The 15,236-nt window shown below is 63.1% G+C and carries 21 protein-coding genes; 13 read left to right on the top strand and 8 right to left on the bottom strand.

Features of this window, described 5'->3' with window-relative positions; all coding sequences use genetic code 11:
- Positions 1-215: 215 nt before the first annotated feature.
- Both HY896_07200 and HY896_07205 read left to right on the top strand, forming a co-directional pair.
- Positions 216-503 (top strand): chorismate mutase, encoded by a 288-nt coding sequence (locus HY896_07200; GenBank protein ID MBI5576138.1) that lies wholly within the window; start codon positions 216-218, stop codon positions 501-503.
- Positions 497-706: a hypothetical protein gene (locus HY896_07205; protein ID MBI5576139.1), complete on the top strand. Its 210-nt coding sequence runs from the start codon at positions 497-499 to the stop codon at positions 704-706. Before HY896_07200 ends, HY896_07205 begins: the two co-directional genes overlap by 7 nt.
- A gap of 11 nt (positions 707-717) precedes the next feature.
- Here HY896_07205 and tpx read toward each other — a convergent pair whose 3' ends face one another.
- The gene (tpx, locus tag HY896_07210) at positions 718-1,236 is read right to left on the bottom strand and encodes a thiol peroxidase (protein MBI5576140.1); all 519 of its coding nucleotides are present in this window, start codon (positions 1,234-1,236) and stop codon (positions 718-720) included.
- A gap of 117 nt (positions 1,237-1,353) precedes the next feature.
- Positions 1,354-2,259 (bottom strand): LysR family transcriptional regulator, encoded by a 906-nt coding sequence (locus HY896_07215; GenBank protein MBI5576141.1) that lies wholly within the window; start codon positions 2,257-2,259, stop codon positions 1,354-1,356.
- 505 nt (positions 2,260-2,764) lie between these two features.
- Between HY896_07215 and HY896_07220 the strand changes: the two genes are divergently transcribed.
- From HY896_07220 to HY896_07240, 5 genes are all read left to right on the top strand, one after another.
- Positions 2,765-3,007, top strand: coding sequence for a sulfurtransferase TusA family protein (locus HY896_07220; GenBank protein MBI5576142.1), 243 nt, complete (start codon positions 2,765-2,767; stop codon positions 3,005-3,007).
- A gap of 3 nt (positions 3,008-3,010) precedes the next feature.
- The gene (locus HY896_07225) at positions 3,011-3,373 is read left to right on the top strand and encodes a DsrE family protein (GenBank protein MBI5576143.1); all 363 of its coding nucleotides are present in this window, start codon (positions 3,011-3,013) and stop codon (positions 3,371-3,373) included.
- Positions 3,374-3,394: 21 nt separating this feature from the next.
- Positions 3,395-4,930, top strand: coding sequence for a sulfurtransferase TusA family protein (locus tag HY896_07230; GenBank protein ID MBI5576144.1), 1,536 nt, complete (start codon positions 3,395-3,397; stop codon positions 4,928-4,930).
- Between the two features lie 98 nt (positions 4,931-5,028).
- Positions 5,029-5,259, top strand: a complete 231-nt coding sequence (locus tag HY896_07235) for a type II toxin-antitoxin system prevent-host-death family antitoxin (GenBank protein ID MBI5576145.1) — start codon at positions 5,029-5,031, stop codon at positions 5,257-5,259.
- The gene (locus HY896_07240; GenBank protein MBI5576146.1) at positions 5,241-5,654 is read left to right on the top strand and encodes a type II toxin-antitoxin system VapC family toxin; all 414 of its coding nucleotides are present in this window, start codon (positions 5,241-5,243) and stop codon (positions 5,652-5,654) included. Before HY896_07235 ends, HY896_07240 begins: the two co-directional genes overlap by 19 nt.
- 21 nt (positions 5,655-5,675) lie before the next feature.
- Here HY896_07240 and HY896_07245 read toward each other — a convergent pair whose 3' ends face one another.
- The 6 genes from HY896_07245 to HY896_07270 form a co-directional block, all read right to left on the bottom strand.
- Positions 5,676-5,966 (bottom strand): 4Fe-4S binding protein, encoded by a 291-nt coding sequence (locus HY896_07245; protein ID MBI5576147.1) that lies wholly within the window; start codon positions 5,964-5,966, stop codon positions 5,676-5,678.
- A gap of 10 nt (positions 5,967-5,976) precedes the next feature.
- On the bottom strand, positions 5,977-7,083 hold the full coding sequence (locus HY896_07250; GenBank protein MBI5576148.1) for an acetyl-CoA synthase subunit gamma: 1,107 nt from the start codon (positions 7,081-7,083) through the stop codon (positions 5,977-5,979).
- Positions 7,047-7,349: a DUF2917 domain-containing protein gene (locus HY896_07255; protein ID MBI5576149.1), complete on the bottom strand. Its 303-nt coding sequence runs from the start codon at positions 7,347-7,349 to the stop codon at positions 7,047-7,049. The genes HY896_07250 and HY896_07255 overlap by 37 nt, the downstream gene beginning before the upstream one ends.
- Before the next feature lie 35 nt (positions 7,350-7,384).
- On the bottom strand, positions 7,385-7,552 hold the full coding sequence (locus HY896_07260; protein MBI5576150.1) for a hypothetical protein: 168 nt from the start codon (positions 7,550-7,552) through the stop codon (positions 7,385-7,387).
- 186 nt (positions 7,553-7,738) lie between these two features.
- Complete coding sequence (locus tag HY896_07265; protein ID MBI5576151.1) at positions 7,739-8,566, bottom strand: arsenite methyltransferase; 828 nt, start codon at positions 8,564-8,566, stop codon at positions 7,739-7,741.
- 14 nt (positions 8,567-8,580) lie between these two features.
- The gene (locus tag HY896_07270; protein ID MBI5576152.1) at positions 8,581-8,865 is read right to left on the bottom strand and encodes an AbrB/MazE/SpoVT family DNA-binding domain-containing protein; all 285 of its coding nucleotides are present in this window, start codon (positions 8,863-8,865) and stop codon (positions 8,581-8,583) included.
- A gap of 277 nt (positions 8,866-9,142) precedes the next feature.
- On the opposite strand from HY896_07270, the gene HY896_07275 reads away from it, so the two are divergent.
- From HY896_07275 to HY896_07300, 6 genes are read left to right on the top strand one after another with little or no spacing between them, the layout of a single operon-like run.
- Complete coding sequence (locus tag HY896_07275; protein MBI5576153.1) at positions 9,143-9,766, top strand: TetR/AcrR family transcriptional regulator; 624 nt, start codon at positions 9,143-9,145, stop codon at positions 9,764-9,766.
- A complete protein-coding gene (locus HY896_07280) occupies positions 9,756-10,664 on the top strand; it encodes an AarF/ABC1/UbiB kinase family protein (protein ID MBI5576154.1) in 909 nt (302 codons plus the stop codon). The genes HY896_07275 and HY896_07280 overlap by 11 nt, the downstream gene beginning before the upstream one ends.
- 24 nt (positions 10,665-10,688) lie before the next feature.
- The gene (locus HY896_07285; GenBank protein ID MBI5576155.1) at positions 10,689-11,159 is read left to right on the top strand and encodes a pyridoxamine 5'-phosphate oxidase family protein; all 471 of its coding nucleotides are present in this window, start codon (positions 10,689-10,691) and stop codon (positions 11,157-11,159) included.
- Positions 11,156-11,830: an ABC transporter ATP-binding protein gene (locus tag HY896_07290; protein ID MBI5576156.1), complete on the top strand. Its 675-nt coding sequence runs from the start codon at positions 11,156-11,158 to the stop codon at positions 11,828-11,830. Before HY896_07285 ends, HY896_07290 begins: the two co-directional genes overlap by 4 nt.
- Positions 11,827-14,376, top strand: coding sequence for an ABC transporter permease (locus tag HY896_07295; GenBank protein ID MBI5576157.1), 2,550 nt, complete (start codon positions 11,827-11,829; stop codon positions 14,374-14,376). The genes HY896_07290 and HY896_07295 overlap by 4 nt, the downstream gene beginning before the upstream one ends.
- A gap of 11 nt (positions 14,377-14,387) precedes the next feature.
- Complete coding sequence (locus HY896_07300) at positions 14,388-15,188, top strand: outer membrane lipoprotein-sorting protein (GenBank protein ID MBI5576158.1); 801 nt, start codon at positions 14,388-14,390, stop codon at positions 15,186-15,188.
- Positions 15,189-15,236 lie beyond the last annotated feature (48 nt).

The following is a 15,236-nucleotide window of genomic DNA, read 5'->3' on the forward strand; positions in this document are numbered from 1 at the left end:
GCCGCCCGAAACAAAAAAACTCCTGCGACGTTTCGTCATCGCAGGAGTTATTAGCCGTCCGATCGACAGGCGGTTTCAGGCGAACTCCATCGCCACAAACTTCACGGCACTTTAACACGGCCACGCCGGGATTTTCAACTGCGCTCCAACTGCGCTTCACGTTGCCGGAAAGACTCCGGGACTATATTATCGGGAAGGTGGTTGGGGAGGTGGATGTGGACATCGACGATGTAAGGAAACGGATCGACCTGCTGGACGACGTTCTTCTGCGGATCTTCAACGAGCGCGCGCGGCTGGCGCTGGAAATAGGCCACATCAAGAAGGGGTTGGGGATTCCCGTTTACGACCCTGCCCGGGAGAAGCGCATCTTCGCACGGATGAAGGGTGACAATCCGGGGCCGTTGGATGACGGCGCCATCGTCCGGCTGTTCGAGAGGGTCGTCGACGAATCGCGCCGCCTGGAGCGTATCATGTCGCAACGGGAAGGAAGTGACGAATGCTGATCATCACGAAGAAGAACGCGCCGGAAGAGGAACTGGACGCCATCAAGGCGTACCTGATCGATCACGGCTTCGACATCCATCAGTCGACGGGCGCAAATCGCATCATCATCGGCGTGATCGGCGATACGGAAACGCTCGACACGCGCGAGGTCGAAGCGCTCCCCGGCGTCAGCCAGGTGGTCCGGATCAAGAAGGATGATTAAGCAATAAATCCCTAACCGGCGATCCCCTTCGCCGCTTTGAGCACCTCGTCGTAATCGGGTTCAGCCGTGAGCTCCTTCACACGCTGTATATAGCGAACGGTGTCTTTCTCGTCGATGACGAACAGGGAGCGGGCCAAAAGTTTGGTTTCCTTGACAAGCACGCCGTAGTTTTCCGAGAAGGAACGGTCCTGGTAATCGGAAAGCGTTTTAACCTTCTCGATGCCGTTGGCCGCGCACCAGCGCTTTTGCGCGAAGGGCAGGTCCATGCTGACGGTCAAAATCACCACGTTTCCGGGAAGATTCGCCGCTTCCTGGTTGAATTTGCGGGTCTCGGTGTCGCAAGTCGCGGTGTCAAGCGAACCGACGGCGCTCACGATCTTGATCTTCCCCTTGAAATCTCCAAGGGTCACGGGTGCGAGCGCGTTGTCCACCACGCGGAAGTCCGGGGCCTTGTCCCCCACCTTGATCTCCGGCCCGAGCAGTGTCACCGGATTCCCCTTTAAGGTCACAAGCCCTTTCCTCTCCTGCATGGCTTCCTCCTCGCCTGATAATGGCCCCCATTCGGGAAATGCGGGCGTCGGATTCACCTACGAGATGCCCCGCGCGCCGGGATGGTTTCGACCCAATCGGATGGGATCCTCCCTCGCTTATCTGCGGGGTCTACGTCGCCGGTGCAGTTCCAAAAGCATGTTTTTGAACGCGGCGGCCTGCGGAGACAACTCCCGGCGCAAGCGGCTGACGATGTGGAAGGAACGCGAGAGATCGAGCCCCTTGACGGAAAGGGCAAACAGTTCACCCGATTCGATTTCTCCGCGGATCGCAGTCTCCGATATGAAAGAAACCCCGATGCCGTTAACTACCGCCCGCTTGACGGCTTCGTTGCTGCCCAGGCATATACGGACGTTCAATGGCTCGGCCCCGGCGCGGATCAAAGCGTCCTGGACGGTTTTCTGCGTTCCGGAACCCGGCTCCCGCGCCACATAAGGTAATTTCGCCAATTCGTCCATCGTTATGGGTTTCCCTCTTGCACTTCCGTACTCCCCTCCCGCCGCCAGCATGAGAACTTCACGCCCGAGAGGAGTGAAAAGGAGATCCTTGTCCGCGTATCGGGTTCCCACGATCCCGATCTCCACACGTTCCTGCTTTATCCGTTCCACCGTTTCCCTGCTGTCGCCCTGTATGACGGTTATCGAGACCCGCGGATATCGAGCCAGGAACGAAGGGATCGCTTCGGGGATCACGTAATTTCCCGGGATGTTGCTTGCGCCGATCGTCAAAACGGCGTCTTCGAGCCCCGCGAGGCGCTTCATCGCCCGGGGAATCTCCCTTGTCTCCGCAACGATCTTCCTTGCATGCCTCAAGAGGATCTTCCCGCTTTCCGTGGGGAGGATCCCCCTGGGAGTGCGGTCGAGGAGTTTCGACCCCAGCAGTTCCTCGAGCGAGGCGATGTGCTGGCTGACGGTGGACTGGGTCACGTGGACGGCGCGTGCCGCCTTCGAGAAACTCCCGCAGTCGACTACCGCGAGAAAGACCTCGAGCCGCTTGAGGTTCATTCCTCCCCCATCGTTTTTACCGATAGATCCTATCGCAATTATGATTTTTATCAATTTGATTTCACCGGGTCGATCGGGAATACTTTGATACGGAGTTTCCGGCAGGGCGGATATAGGGCGCATCGAAACGGGGAGGCATACGGCCGTGAATCCCGGTTACGACGACACGAGTCGCACGGAAGCTGTGCTCCATGGCGCGGAGCGGCTGCGGGGGAATCCCTGCAGTGTTTGCTCCCGTCCGATCTGCGGCCATGAAGCGGTCGTGTGCATCGCCATGGGTTACGGAAGCGCCCCGCACTGCCTGGATTGCATGGCCGACGGCCAACGGACCGGACATGATGAGTTTCGGGATCGGTTGCTTGCGTACATCATGGAACGGGAATGTTACCGGACGGGTTGGCTCTCCGCGGGCGAAGCGGAAGGATTCGGGCGGGCAGTGAATCCCGATTGTCTCTGGCGGAACGGGGCAGGCGGGTCATTCGAATCCGTCGTTGCGGGGGAAGGAATGGGGCGCGAACGTACGGGTGGGCCTCCTGCCGTCGAATGGGATGCGGGAGATTCAGGGTGCGGAGAACTGGTCATGGAGCTGCGGCTCCGGCTCAATGCGATGAAACCGGGCGATTTGCTGAAATTGACCGCCACGGACCCGGGAGCAAGGGAGGACCTGCCCGCCTGGTGCAGGCTTACCGGGCACGCGCTTGTCGAAAGCGGACATCCGATATACCTGATACGTCGAAGGGAGGATTAGAACATGGCGGGAAAGCTCTGCGTCAGCCTCACGAATGCGAAAAACGACTCCGACAAGGCCACCGTTGCGTTCGTCGTCGCCAACGCGTCCGCGGCGTCCGAGAAGGAAACCCTGGTATTCTTAAGCACGGAAGGAGTCCGGCTGGCCGTCAAGGGATACGCGGAAGACATCCATGAAGAAGGATTCGCACCGCTACGGGAACTTATGGGGAATTTCGTCAAGGCGGGAGGGAAGATCTACGTATGCTCCCCCTGTTTCAGGAAACGCGGGCTGGACGAAGGGAAGCTCGTGGAAGGCGCGACGATCGTAGGCGGCGCGAAGCTCGTGGAGTTTCTCGGGGACGGCGCGCCCTGCATCTCCTACTGACTTTTTTATCGTGAGAAGCGCATGAAGCCCGTGGAACGCCATCCTTTCGAGCCTGACGTCCGCTTCGACGGCGGAAGCCTGGATTGCGGAAGCGGCCTGCTGCTGTTGATCCGAAAAGCTATCGATCCGCTGGAACGCGGAGGGCTGCTGGAAATCCTTTCCACCGAGTCTTCAGTGAAGGAAGACCTCCCCTCCTGGTGCCGGATGACCGGGAACGAACTGGTGTCGTGGACCCGGTCGGGAACCCGATGCAGTTTCCTGATTTGCAAGGGAGCCCTTCGGGAGCGGACAACCATCACTCCGGCTTCATCAGGGCTTCCGGGCGTCCCTTCGCAAACGGCCGTTCCGGTTCGGATCCCGGAGACCCTGCCGGAGCCCGCGAACGTGCCCGAGGTCCCGCCTCTATCAATCACGGGAATCGGAAGCTGGCCCCGCCCTTCCTGGCTGCTGCGGGCGATCCACGAGCACCTGGAAGGACGGCTGCCCGAAGCGGAATTCCAGTCCCAGGCCGACGACGCGGTACGTCTTTCCATAGCTGCGCAGCTTCGAGCGGGTGTCGACATCGTCACCGACGGCGAGCAGCGGCGCGACAGCTATGCAAGCTTCGTGGGCGGCCTGCTGGACAACTGCCAGCTCATCCCTTTGACCGACCTGTTGCCGCTCGTGGACGATCCCGGCAAGTTCGAGAAGGAGCTGCGGGCGCTCGACGTCCCCGCCGGGGAAGTGCGCCATCCCGCGGTCTTCGGACCCTTGGGAAGGAGCCGTCCTTTGGCGGTCCACGAACTCGAATTCGTGAAAACGTTGTCGGACAAGGCCGTCAAGGTGGCGCTCCCGGGGCCGTATCTCCTCACCCGCACCATGTGGCTCGAGTGCGTATCCGACCGCGCATACGATTCCCGCGAGAGCCTGGCTGACGACATCGTCCGCGTGCTGCGGGAAGAATTGCATTTTCTCCTTGCGGCAGGCGCCTCGATCGTTCAGTTCGACGAACCGGTTCTCACCGAGGTCGTCTTCACAGGAGCGAAGAAGACCCGGTCGTTCATGTGCGGGGCATTGAGCGGGAAAAAGGATGCGCGACATGAGCTTTCCTTCGCCGTCGACCTCCTGAATCGCGTTGTGAAGGGGGTTCCCTCGTCGCGGACGGCGGTCCATATCTGCCGCGGGAACTGGACGACCGACGAATCGGTGGCGCTTTCGGGGGATTACCGTCCGTTGCTGCCGTACCTGAAGTCCGCGAAAGCCGGAACGTTCTTCCTGGAATTGTGCACTCCCCGCTCCGGCGAAATCGAAGTTCTAAAAGGGCTCCCGGAAGAATGCCGTATCGGCGTTGGAGTCGTGAATCAGAAGGCAAGCCGGGTCGAGACGGTGGACGAAATCGTCGCCAAGGCGGAAAAGGCGATCCGTATCTTCGGTCACCGGCGTATCCTGCTGAATCCAGACTGCGGCTTTGCCACTTTCGCCGACAACCCCGTATCGGAATCGAAGGTCGCCGAGGCGAAACTGCGCTCGATATCCCTTGCCGCAGGGGAGCTGAAGCGGAAGTACCGGCTTTCCTGACGGATCTCTCTATTCTTACAAGCAGAATTCCAGCAGGCAGCATTGACATACCTCCAAACCTAATGTACATTTGTTCTGTACATGATGGAGGCGTAAGGATGCTGAAAGTCAACGTAACCGAGCTTCGTGCAAATCTCCCGAGCTACCTCTGCAAGGTTCGAAAAGGAGAGGAGATCGCCGTCACCTCCCGGGGAAGCGTGATCGCCCGGATCCTGCCGGACCGTGGTGGAAGTCAGGCCGCCCGCGAGCGGCTTGCCGCTCTCCGCAAGAAGTGCCGGATCGGGGACGTGATCTCTCCGATCGGAGAGGCGTGGGAATCCGCGAGATGATCGTTCTCGACACTTGCGCCATGATCTTCGATGCCCTCGATCCGAACCGTTTGGGACGAAGAGCCCGGAAGGAAATGGATGCGGCTTCCGGGAACGGGACGGCGGCCTGCAGCGACATTTCCCTATGGGAGATCGCGATGCTGGTTGCCAAGGGGAGGCTGGATCCCGGCACCGACGCCATCACCTTCACCGACCTTCTTGTCACGTCCCGCAACCTGAAGGTGATGCCGATCACGCCGGAGATCGCCCATCTCTCGGCAAGTTACAGGGGATTTACCCACGCCGACCCCGCCGACCGGATCATCGCCTCGACCGCATTGTTCATGAAAGCCCCGCTGCTGACGCCGGATGCCCGCCTGCGTGCGGTGAAAGGTCTCAGGGTGCTTTGGGGCTGAGCGCCTGCCTGGATATTCCATTCACCCGCAGGTCGAGGATTCCCCCGAGCATCCGCAGGATGGCTCCTTTCCGGCCATCAAGCCGGCGAGGACAGCGGTGGCGCATCCGACTCCGGCCTTCACCCGGATTGCCTCCCGCTCGCAGTTTTTCGCGCAGGCACCGCATTCCATGCAGGCGCCGCGGTCGGCCAATGCAGCGCGTTTGTTTTCCATCCCGAACACCGCGTGCGGGCATACCTTGACGCACATGCCGCATCCGTCGCACCTCTCAGGTATGAATTCCAGCGTAACCGCGTCCTCAAGGTATCTCATTGTCCGGACCTCACGCGGCGAACAGGCCGCCCAGCCAGAATCCGAAGCCAATCGCGGCAGCAGCAACCTGCAACGGCAATGCGAACCGCATTTCGCGGCGCACTCCGCTCAGGGAGGTAAAGGTCGATGCCCCGGTGAAGTTCATCACAACGAAACTGGTCAGGGCCGGCGTAATCGCCATCCAGGCCGCCGCATGGAGCCAAGATGCAACTCCGCCGTTCCGGAAAATGTCCCATGCTCCAATCCCCGCGACGAGAACGAGTCCCAGCGCGGCGCCCTTCGCCGAGAATGCCCGTCCGGGAAGCCAGGGCAGAAGGATCGGTCCGAGAACAGCGCCGGCGAGGAAAGCGCCGAGGACGACGGCGGCGCTCTTCAGGCCGATGGTGCGGACGCCGGCCAGGCTGTACCCTCCCCCGCTGACACCGCCGAGCAGCAGGAATGCCAGCGCCAGGAGCACCGCGTATTTCGCTCCCATGACCAGTTCCACGGGAATCAACACAGCCCGGTCCCGCAACCGGAACCTCACTCTTCGCATGTCGGGAGACGCCTTCATGCCGGAATCCAGGAAAGCGGGCAGGTCTTCCGCCTGGACCGGGCCATATTCCACCCGGAACCCGCATCGCCTTTGGACCTCGTGCGCGCTCACTCCCGGCGCCCCGAGCTGCGGGACCACGAGGGTGCGGTGCGAAACCACTCTCTCAAGCCCGCTTTCCTGTACACGACGGACGATTTCGTCGGTGCCGAAGGTGCCCTTGCCCGCCGAACACCAGACGTTGACACCGTCGGTGTCGAGCACCAGGATCCAGGCGTCCCGGCCCGGGAGCACGCTGCGTAGCCGGTCGAAGCTCATCTTGTAGTTGGCGGAAACGAGCACCGTGGATCCGATACCGGGATTTCCGGCCGCGTACAGCCCCGGGGGCACACGGTAGTTCATTCGTCCGATATCCCAGCGCGCCTTAACGGAGCCGAGACAATCGCGAAAGTCCAGCGCGGTCTGTACTCTCGGCACTTTGCCGGATGCGGTAACCACGAAGCCGTCGATCCAGGGTGCATCGACACGCCTTCGCACCGTGAAGGACCTCAACGTCCTTTGGGAATAAGCGTCGATAGACGGCATCTCAACCTCTTCCAGGACAGACGGCGTCGGAGTTCCCCCGTCGCCCTGCTGCGGAGCCTGATGGAGATTATCCCATCCTTTATAATCTGCACGGTTATCCGTCCATCCCTTCGGGCCGCGAAAACCATACCGGATGTCAGCATGTAATCCCTCGAGTCGCAACATTGCGTGATCCATGCATCGCCGGATTCGCAGGCGATCTCCACTCCCGCCATGGGGCCATCCACGTTTACAATGTTCTTCTTCGGAATTCGTATCTCCAACATGTTCCTCTCCTGCGGTCATCCCATCGGGATCCGCGTCAGCACTTGCAGGGGGGGTCCTCCTTCAGGGGGTTCCCCTTCCCTCGGGCTTCCCGGAACTGGGCCCTGACCCTTCCGGCGGACACGGCCATTACGATCGCCTGGACCGCGCCGATTTCCTCCGCCGAAACGCCGGATTCCTTGGCCACGCCAAGGTAGTGTTCCATTCAGGGATAGCATCCCAGTGCCATGGCGGCGGCGAGATGAACCATGACCGTCGTCTTTTCGGGCAGAAATTCGTTGCGTCGCGCCGAATCGTAGAAGTCGGAATACGCCTTCTTCTGGTTTCGCGGCAGCATTGCGGTGGCTCCTCGATTGATTCCGTATTCGTAGATCGCGCCGATCTCCGGAGGTTAACCCGGCTTCCTGCCGAAGACACGTACGCTCAAGACGGCCGACGCGGCTTCGCGTATTTCCTCAATGGGAATGCCGAAGCTCCCGGCGATATTACGGGCATAATCTTCCGTCCCGCTTTCCCCGATTTCGAACAGGCTCTCATGGATGACGCTCACTTCCCTGAACCCCGCCTCTTCCACGAGTCGGAGGTAATCGTCACGCAGGACGGCGCCCGCGATGCAGCCGGCGTAGGCGGCGAGCGAGCCGGCCATGCCTGCCGGCAACTCCCGTGAAAGCACAAGGTCCGAGATCATGACCCTGCCGCCGGGCTTGAGCACCCGGTATGCCTCGGCGAAGACCCTTTCCTTGTTCGTGGAGAGATTAATGACGCAGTTGGAGATAACGGCGTCGACGGAGCCGTCGGCCGCCGGAAGGTTCTCGATTTCCCCGAGCCGGAATTCGACGTTTTCGTAGCCGCCCTTTCTTGCGTTCCCCCGCGCCTTCTCGACCATCTCCGGGGTCATGTCCACGCCGATCACGCGGCCCGATGGTCCGACCTCCCGTGCAGCCAGAAAGCAGTCGAAACCCGCACCTGCACCCAGGTCCAGGACCGTTTCCCCCTCCCTTAGCGAGGCGAGGGCGATGGGATTGCCGCAACCCAGCCCGAGGTTGGCGCCTTCGGGGACCGCCTTGAGTTCATCTTCAGAGTACCCTATCTTGCGGCTCGCCTTTTCGACGGCTCCGCCGGTTCCGCAAGCCGTGTCCGTTCCGCAACAAGATCCTCCCTGCCGGGCGATGCCTGCGTACCGTTCGCGAACGTATTTCCTGACCTTGATCTCTTCCATTTTCATATCCTCCTTCATTCCTTTGTCAGCAGTTCACCCATCAGGGGGCCGAGCACCCCCTTGACCATTCCGCTGAACTCTTCCACCTTGATTAGCGAGAGACAGCAGACCTTCCCCTCCTTCTCCCAGCTGATCACGGCCAGCTTGTCGCCGCCCTTGATGCCCGCCCGGTCGCGCAGTTCCTTGGGGAGCACCGTCTGCCCGCGTTCGTCGACCGTAATGAGCGATTCGACCCGGCAGCCGGCGAACACCTTCCCTTCAGGCCCGCAGCAGGATGCTCCTTTCGACCTCTTATACATTCGATCGCCCCCCTTTCATGCGACTTGAAGCCTACTCGTAAGCTGATATATCAGCCTATACTGAAAATATAGTTATATCATATTAGTCTGTCAAGAATAATTTATAAGGTCAAGGTGGCCTGCTTTCACAATAGATCCGGTATGTGGAACTTGGGGATTCCAGTGCGTGGTTGGCTGAAAATCGAGGCCGGTTTCGGCGCGGTATGAACCATTTTCCTGTTGCCAGGGATTCCGGCATAAAGTAAAGTGAGCATGCTCATATTCATGGGAGTCCGTCATGCGCGTAACGGAGCAAGCCAAGCGGGAGACACGGAACAGCATCCTGGAGCGGGCGGCGGAATTCTTCCTCGCCCGGGGGTTCGAGGACACCACCACCCGGGACATCGCCGACGCGGCAGGGTTGGCGGCCGGCACGCTGTTCAACTACTTTCCGAGCAAGGAGACCCTGGCGATGTCCATGGTCACCGAAGCGCTCTCCCGGGGACGCGCGGACCATCGGCGCCGCAGGACGGGCCACGAAGAGTTGGTCGAGGACCTCTTCCTTTTCGTCGCCTCGGGCCTGCGGCGGCTCAAACCGATGCACGCCTTCCTGGGGCCCGTCCTGGAGCGATCCTTGAGCCCGTTTCCCCGGAGAAGCATTTGCCCGGAAGGGGAGGCGGCACGGCAGGCCCATCTGGCCGCCGTGCGGGAGATCCTGCGCGAGCATGGCTTCGCGGCGGCGGCGGAGCACGTGGCCATGACGCTGTACTGGTCGCTGTATCTCGGGATATTGGCCTGCTGGTCCAACGACGCATCTCCCAAACAGGAGGCGACCCGGGCGATGATCGACTACGCGCTTCGCTGTTTCGTGGAGGTGATTTCCGGAACCGGTGCGGATGCGGGAGGTACGCATGTCCGCTGACGCGAGAGACATCCTGGACGCCCGGACGGTCCGGGAACTGCGCAGGGTCCTGCCCAGGGAAGAACGTTCGGGTTTCGACCGGGAGTCTCTGCCCGAACTGCTGGCGCGGATCTCCGGAAGGCGGGTTCCCGCGAGTTCGTTTGCCCGGACGTGGATTATGGGCTCGCTTCACGCCAAGATAGCCGCCGGCTATCTCGCCTATTGGATGCGCGGCCTCTTCGCGGATTCGGACGCGAAAGCCCGGCTCAACGGCGAGGCGCGGCTTGCCGCGGCGCTGGAGCTCTTCGGTGCCATGGGTTACCTTCGAGGCGCCGTCATGAAAATCGGGCAGCTTCTGGCGAATTTGCCGGAGGTAGTGCCGGAGGAGTTCGCCGAGGTGTTGGCCGCATTGCACTTCGAGGCGCCGCCCATGCACTACTCCATGGTGCGCGAGGTGTTCCTGGACGAGTTCGGACGGGAGCCCGAAGACGTTTTCGCCTCCTTCGATCGCCAGGCCTTCGCCGCGGCATCCCTGGGCCAGGTGCACCGGGCGCGTCTCGACACGGGGGAAGAGGTCGCCGTGAAGATCCAGTACCCCGACATCGCCAGGGCCTGCCTGTTCGACGATCCCGCGGAGATGGAACCCGACCGGCTGGCCACCCTTCGGCGGAACATGGACTGGAACTTCGAACCCTGGCTGACGGAAGGTCCCTTCGACTTCGGCGATGTGGATTTCTACCGTCGGGGGATCGACGGCCTTGTCGCCGTCGCCCGGAAACGCTACACCCGGACCCCCCCGCTGCATCTATGGACGAGCCGCTTCATTTTCGGCAGCCGGGCGCTGGCTTACCGCTTGAAAGGGCGCTGCGATTTCCGGCAACTCCACCGGCAGGAATATCCCGGCCCGGCAGCGCCGTAGCCGACATCGACGCGAGGAGGTTCCATGCGAACAAAAGAGACGGCAGATGTGAAGGCCCTGCTCCATTCACCATCGTGCCATATCTGTCTTGCGACCAGCGACCGCGAGGGCCGCGTCGACATCGCTCCCGTGGGGTCGACGTTTCTTTCGTCCCCGGACACGATCGCGTGCCTGAGAGGACCTCTGGCCCGGACCTATTCCAATCTCCGGGAGAATCCCGAGGCCGTGTTCCTGGTATCGAACGTCTCCAGGGCGCGGTGGTTCAGGTTCTTCCTGACGGGAGAATTCCGGGCGCCCTTCGGATACCGGATCCACGCCCGGTTAAGGGAAGAGAGGCCGCTCACCGAGGCGGAAAAGGACCGGATCCTGAAAAAGCGTTTCGGTCCCATCGCCCGGGGGAGAGGGGCCCGGAAGATCGCCGATACCTTGCGCCAGATCCTGCTCTTCGACGTCCTGGAGGTCCGGGACGTCGTTCCGTTCGGAGGGTCCCGATGATCGAACTGAGCGACGTGACGAAGACCTTCGACGGGAAGGCCCGCGTCACGGCCCTTTCCGGCGTCACCCTGACGATCCGGGACGGCGAGATGGTCGCGGTCATGGGCCCTTCGGGCTCGGGCAAGTCCACCCTTCTCAACCTGATGGGGGGACTCGATGTGCCCACCTCGGGATCGGTGTTCGTGGCCGGCAAGGACCTGGCGAAGGAGAGCGAGAAGAAACGGTCCCTCTTCCGCCGCTCCGCCGTTTCCTACATCTTCCAGGCCTACCATCTGATGCCGACCTTGACCGCGAGCCGGAACGTGGCCCTGCCGCTCCACCTGGCCGGCGTGTCCCGAAGGGAGGCCGGGGACAGGGCATCCGCCGCGCTCCGGGCGGTGGGCCTCGCGGAAAGAGCCGGGCACCTGCCCGACGAGCTTTCCGGCGGGGAGCGCCAGAGGGTGGCGATCGCACGGGCCCTCGTCACCGGCGCCCCCCTTCTCCTCGCCGACGAGCCTACGGGAAACCTCGACACGGCGCGGGGAAGGGAGATCCTCGCGCTGCTTTCCTCCCTCCACAGGGAGCGCGCCATCACGATCGTGATGGTGACTCACGACCCGCACGCAGCCTCGGTCTGCGAACGCCGGATCGAGCTGCGCGACGGAAGGGTGGAAGGAGACGCGCGGGGATGAGGTTCCTCCTGACGCACCTGTCCCTCTCCTACGCCCGGCGACACCTCGCAAAGACGCTCCTGACGCTGCTCGCGGTCGCCGTGGGAGTCGCGACTTTCAGCGCCGTCAAGACCGCGCACCAGGCGCTCGCCCGCGGAATCCGGGACACCGTGGACCGGATGGCCGGCAAGGCGCACCTGCAGATCACTCTCGAAGGCGGTGTGCCCGAGGAAATCCAGGAGAAGCTCCGGGAGTTCCCCTTCGTGCGGGCCACCGCGCCCGTGATCGAGCAGATCGTCGTCCCGGGGCGGGCCGAGATCGGGAGCCTCCTCGTGCTGGGAGTGGACCTCCTGGGCGACCGGGAGATGCGCGACTACGGATTCGAGGGCGAGGATGCCGACATCGACGACCCGCTCCTCTTCCTCGCCCGTCCCGACTCGGCCGTCCTGGCCCGTTCCCTGGCCGATCGGGCCGGGGTCCGCCCCGGCGGGACGTTCACGTTCCGGTCGCCTCAAGGGTTGAAGCAGGTCACCGTCCGGGGGCTTCTGACGCCCCGGGGATTCGCCGAGGCGTTCGGCGGGAACCTGATCGTGACGGACGTGTACGCCGCCCAGACCCTCTTCGGAAGGGGAAGACGATTCGACCGGCTGGAAGTGCGGCTGGCGGAGGGCGTCTCCGTCGCGCAGGGGACGGCCGCCTTGAAAAAAGCGCTCGGTCCCGGTTACCGCGTCGAGACCCCCGCCCGCCGCGGAGAACAGCTCGAGCGTCTCACCGACAGTTTCGTCGCCGGATTCAACATCACGTCCTGGATCGCCATGGGGATCGGGATATTCCTGATCCTCAACGCCTTCCAGGTGGCCGTGAACCGCCGTCGGCGCGACATCGGGACCCTGCGTTCCCTCGGCGCCACGCCCCGCCAGGTGCAGGCCCTGTTCCTTCTGGAGGCGGCGGCGATCGGATCGGCCGGGGGGATCCTCGGCGTGCTCCTGGGTGCAGGAGCGTCCCAATCGTTTCTCTCCATGATGGCGAAGGTGACCGAACAGATCTTCGGGATCGCCGCCTCGGGGCGGACCGCCCTGGGCGGCCCGATCGTCGTACAGGGGATCGCATTGGGCGTCTTCGCCTCGCTCGCGGGCGCTTGGGCCCCGGCGAGGGCGGCTTCCCGCATCCCTCCCGTGGAAGCTTTCGCCGCGGGCAAGCATCGGGCGCGCGAACCGGAGAGACCGTTGACGCGGCTCGTATCCGGGGGGCTGCTCCTTTGCGCCGCGTTCGGCGTCGCCCTGCGCCCGCCTTTCGGGGCCGACGGCACGACCGTTACGGTGCTGGTCCTCGGAGCCGCCGGCGTGGTCTTCCTGGTGGGCCCGCTCTCGAGGGTCCTCCTGCGGGGCGCCGCTCCCGTGACTGCGCGGTTTGCCCCGGTGTCGGGTGAGCTCGCGGCGGACGCGGTGCTCGGAAACCCGCGTCGGACCGCCGGGACCGTCATGGCAGCGACGCTTTCGCTGGCCTTCGTGCTCGGAATCGGCGGCTACATGGGAGCCACCCGTGCGTCCCTGCTTCGGTGGATGGACGACATGCTGACCTCGGACCTTTACGTGCGCGCGTCGGCCAACTGGGTGCGACCCGACTTCCGTTTCCCCCCGGAGCTCCGGGAGGAGCTCCTTGAGATCCCGGGGGTGCGGGCCGTGGAGAGCTACCGGGCGGCGCGCCTGGAGTACCGGGGGGAAACGGTCCTTCTCGTCAGCATCGAGATGGGTCCCGTCATGGACCGGACCCGCAGGGAGTTCCTCCAGGGGAACGACGAGGTCATGCGCCGGGGCGTGACTGAAAAGGGCCAATGCGCGGTGTCGGACAACTTCTCCCGGAGGTTCGGGATCGGGGTGGGGGACACGGTCGAGCTCCCGGCCCCCGACGGCACGGTTTCCCTTCCCGTCTCCGCCGTGATCCGGGATTTCGCCAACGAGCGGGGAACGGTCACCATCGACCGTTCAACCTTCCTGCACCACTGGAAGGACGACCGCGTGGACATCTACGATGTGAACCTTGCCGCCGGAACCGACCCCGGCCGGGTGTGCGACGAGATCCGCCGGCGCGTGGGCGGACGGTTCCCGGCCCTGGTCTCGACCCGGCGCGAATTCACGGACGAAGTCGCCAAGGCGGTCGACGCTCTATTCGCACTGATGAAGGTCACCCTCCTGCTCGCCCTCCTGGTGGCCTGCCTGGGGATCGCAAGCTCGCTCGCCATCTCCGTAGTCGAGCGCAACCGGGAGCTCGGAATCCTCAAGGCGCTGGGCGCATGCGGGGGACAGCTCGGGCGAAGCATCGTCATGGAGGGGGTGCTGCTCGCCCTGGCCGGCCTGCTGCTGGCCGTGCCCGCGGGAAACCTGCTGGCGCTTTTCAGCGAAAACGTCGTCGCCGAAATGTATTCCGGCTGGCGGCTGCCGCACGTCTACCCGTGGGCGCTCCTGGGGACGATCCTCGCGGTCCTCCCTCTGGTGGCAGCCCTCGCCTCTTTTGCGCCCGCCCGGCAGGCGGCGCGGGTCGAGGCGGCGGCAATCACGTACGAATAGGAGGAGGCGCAATGACGGTAAAACATCCGGGATCGCGCATCGCACTGGCCGTGGCGGCGCTCTCCCTTCTTCTCGTCGGCCGTGCCGATGCCGCCGGGGACGCGCGAAAACTTCTCATCGAAGCGGAGAACCGCCATCGGACCCGGACGCTCCAGTACTCCGGCGAGCTCACGGTGGTGAACAAGGACGGGAAGGTCCGAAAGAAGGGCTGGAAGAGCTTCCGGGAGGGGTACGCGGGGGACGCGAAGGATCTCGTACGGTTCACCGACCCGCCGGAAGTAAAAGGCGTCGGTTTTCTCTCGCTCGCCCGGCCCGGCAAGCCCGCCGATCAATGGCTCTACCTGCCGTCCATGAAGCGGGAGCGACGGATCGCCTCTCAGGATCGGGACGCGTCCTTCGTGGGGACCGACTTCAACTACGAGGACATGGAGGAGTTCGACCACAAGAAGTACGAGGTGGAGTCGAAAGGCGAGCAGCTCCAGGACGGGCATCCCTGTTACGTGATCGAGGCGAGGCCCGACGTTAACGGCGGGAAGTCCGTCTACGAGAAGAAGATCCTCTACCTGCGCAAGGACATCCTCTACCTCGTGCGGGAGGACCTCCATCGCAAGGGGGAAAAGGAACCGGGGAAGCGGCTCCTGCTCTCCGATATCCGGAACATCGAAGGACATTGGGTGGCGATGCGGCTCGAAATGACCGATCTGAAAAAAGGGAGCAGGACCACCGTGTTCATGAAGGAGATCGTCTTCGACCGGCCCCAGCCGGCCGGCCGTTTCACCCTTCGGAACCTGAACCGGGAAGGCGGGGAGTGACGCATCGCAGGACTCTCGCCTCTCTCCTCCTTTTCCTCTTGCCGGCCT

The organism is Deltaproteobacteria bacterium, assembly GCA_016218975.1.
Classification (GTDB): Bacteria; Desulfobacterota; Deferrimicrobia; order Deferrimicrobiales; family Deferrimicrobiaceae; genus JAENIX01.

Bases quoted from the DNA above. Each gene is read 5' to 3' on its own strand.
- HY896_07205 (MBI5576139.1), top strand. From the start codon at position 497: ATGCTGATCATCACGAAGAAGAACGCGCCGGAAGAGGAACTGGACGCC.
- tpx (MBI5576140.1), bottom strand. From the start codon at position 1,236: ATGCAGGAGAGGAAAGGGCTTGTGACCTTAAAGGGGAATCCGGTGACA.
- HY896_07215 (MBI5576141.1), bottom strand. From the start codon at position 2,259: ATGAACCTCAAGCGGCTCGAGGTCTTTCTCGCGGTAGTCGACTGCGGG.
- HY896_07220 (MBI5576142.1), top strand. From the start codon at position 2,765: ATGGGGCGCGAACGTACGGGTGGGCCTCCTGCCGTCGAATGGGATGCG.
- HY896_07225 (MBI5576143.1), top strand. From the start codon at position 3,011: ATGGCGGGAAAGCTCTGCGTCAGCCTCACGAATGCGAAAAACGACTCC.
- HY896_07230 (MBI5576144.1), top strand. From the start codon at position 3,395: ATGAAGCCCGTGGAACGCCATCCTTTCGAGCCTGACGTCCGCTTCGAC.
- HY896_07235 (MBI5576145.1), top strand. From the start codon at position 5,029: ATGCTGAAAGTCAACGTAACCGAGCTTCGTGCAAATCTCCCGAGCTAC.
- HY896_07245 (MBI5576147.1), bottom strand. From the start codon at position 5,966: ATGAGATACCTTGAGGACGCGGTTACGCTGGAATTCATACCTGAGAGG.
- HY896_07250 (MBI5576148.1), bottom strand. From the start codon at position 7,083: ATGCCGTCTATCGACGCTTATTCCCAAAGGACGTTGAGGTCCTTCACG.
- HY896_07255 (MBI5576149.1), bottom strand. From the start codon at position 7,349: ATGTTGGAGATACGAATTCCGAAGAAGAACATTGTAAACGTGGATGGC.
- HY896_07260 (MBI5576150.1), bottom strand. From the start codon at position 7,552: ATGGAACACTACCTTGGCGTGGCCAAGGAATCCGGCGTTTCGGCGGAG.
- HY896_07265 (MBI5576151.1), bottom strand. From the start codon at position 8,566: ATGGAAGAGATCAAGGTCAGGAAATACGTTCGCGAACGGTACGCAGGC.
- HY896_07270 (MBI5576152.1), bottom strand. From the start codon at position 8,865: ATGTATAAGAGGTCGAAAGGAGCATCCTGCTGCGGGCCTGAAGGGAAG.
- HY896_07275 (MBI5576153.1), top strand. From the start codon at position 9,143: ATGCGCGTAACGGAGCAAGCCAAGCGGGAGACACGGAACAGCATCCTG.
- HY896_07280 (MBI5576154.1), top strand. From the start codon at position 9,756: ATGTCCGCTGACGCGAGAGACATCCTGGACGCCCGGACGGTCCGGGAA.
- HY896_07285 (MBI5576155.1), top strand. From the start codon at position 10,689: ATGCGAACAAAAGAGACGGCAGATGTGAAGGCCCTGCTCCATTCACCA.
- HY896_07290 (MBI5576156.1), top strand. From the start codon at position 11,156: ATGATCGAACTGAGCGACGTGACGAAGACCTTCGACGGGAAGGCCCGC.
- HY896_07295 (MBI5576157.1), top strand. From the start codon at position 11,827: ATGAGGTTCCTCCTGACGCACCTGTCCCTCTCCTACGCCCGGCGACAC.
- HY896_07300 (MBI5576158.1), top strand. From the start codon at position 14,388: ATGACGGTAAAACATCCGGGATCGCGCATCGCACTGGCCGTGGCGGCG.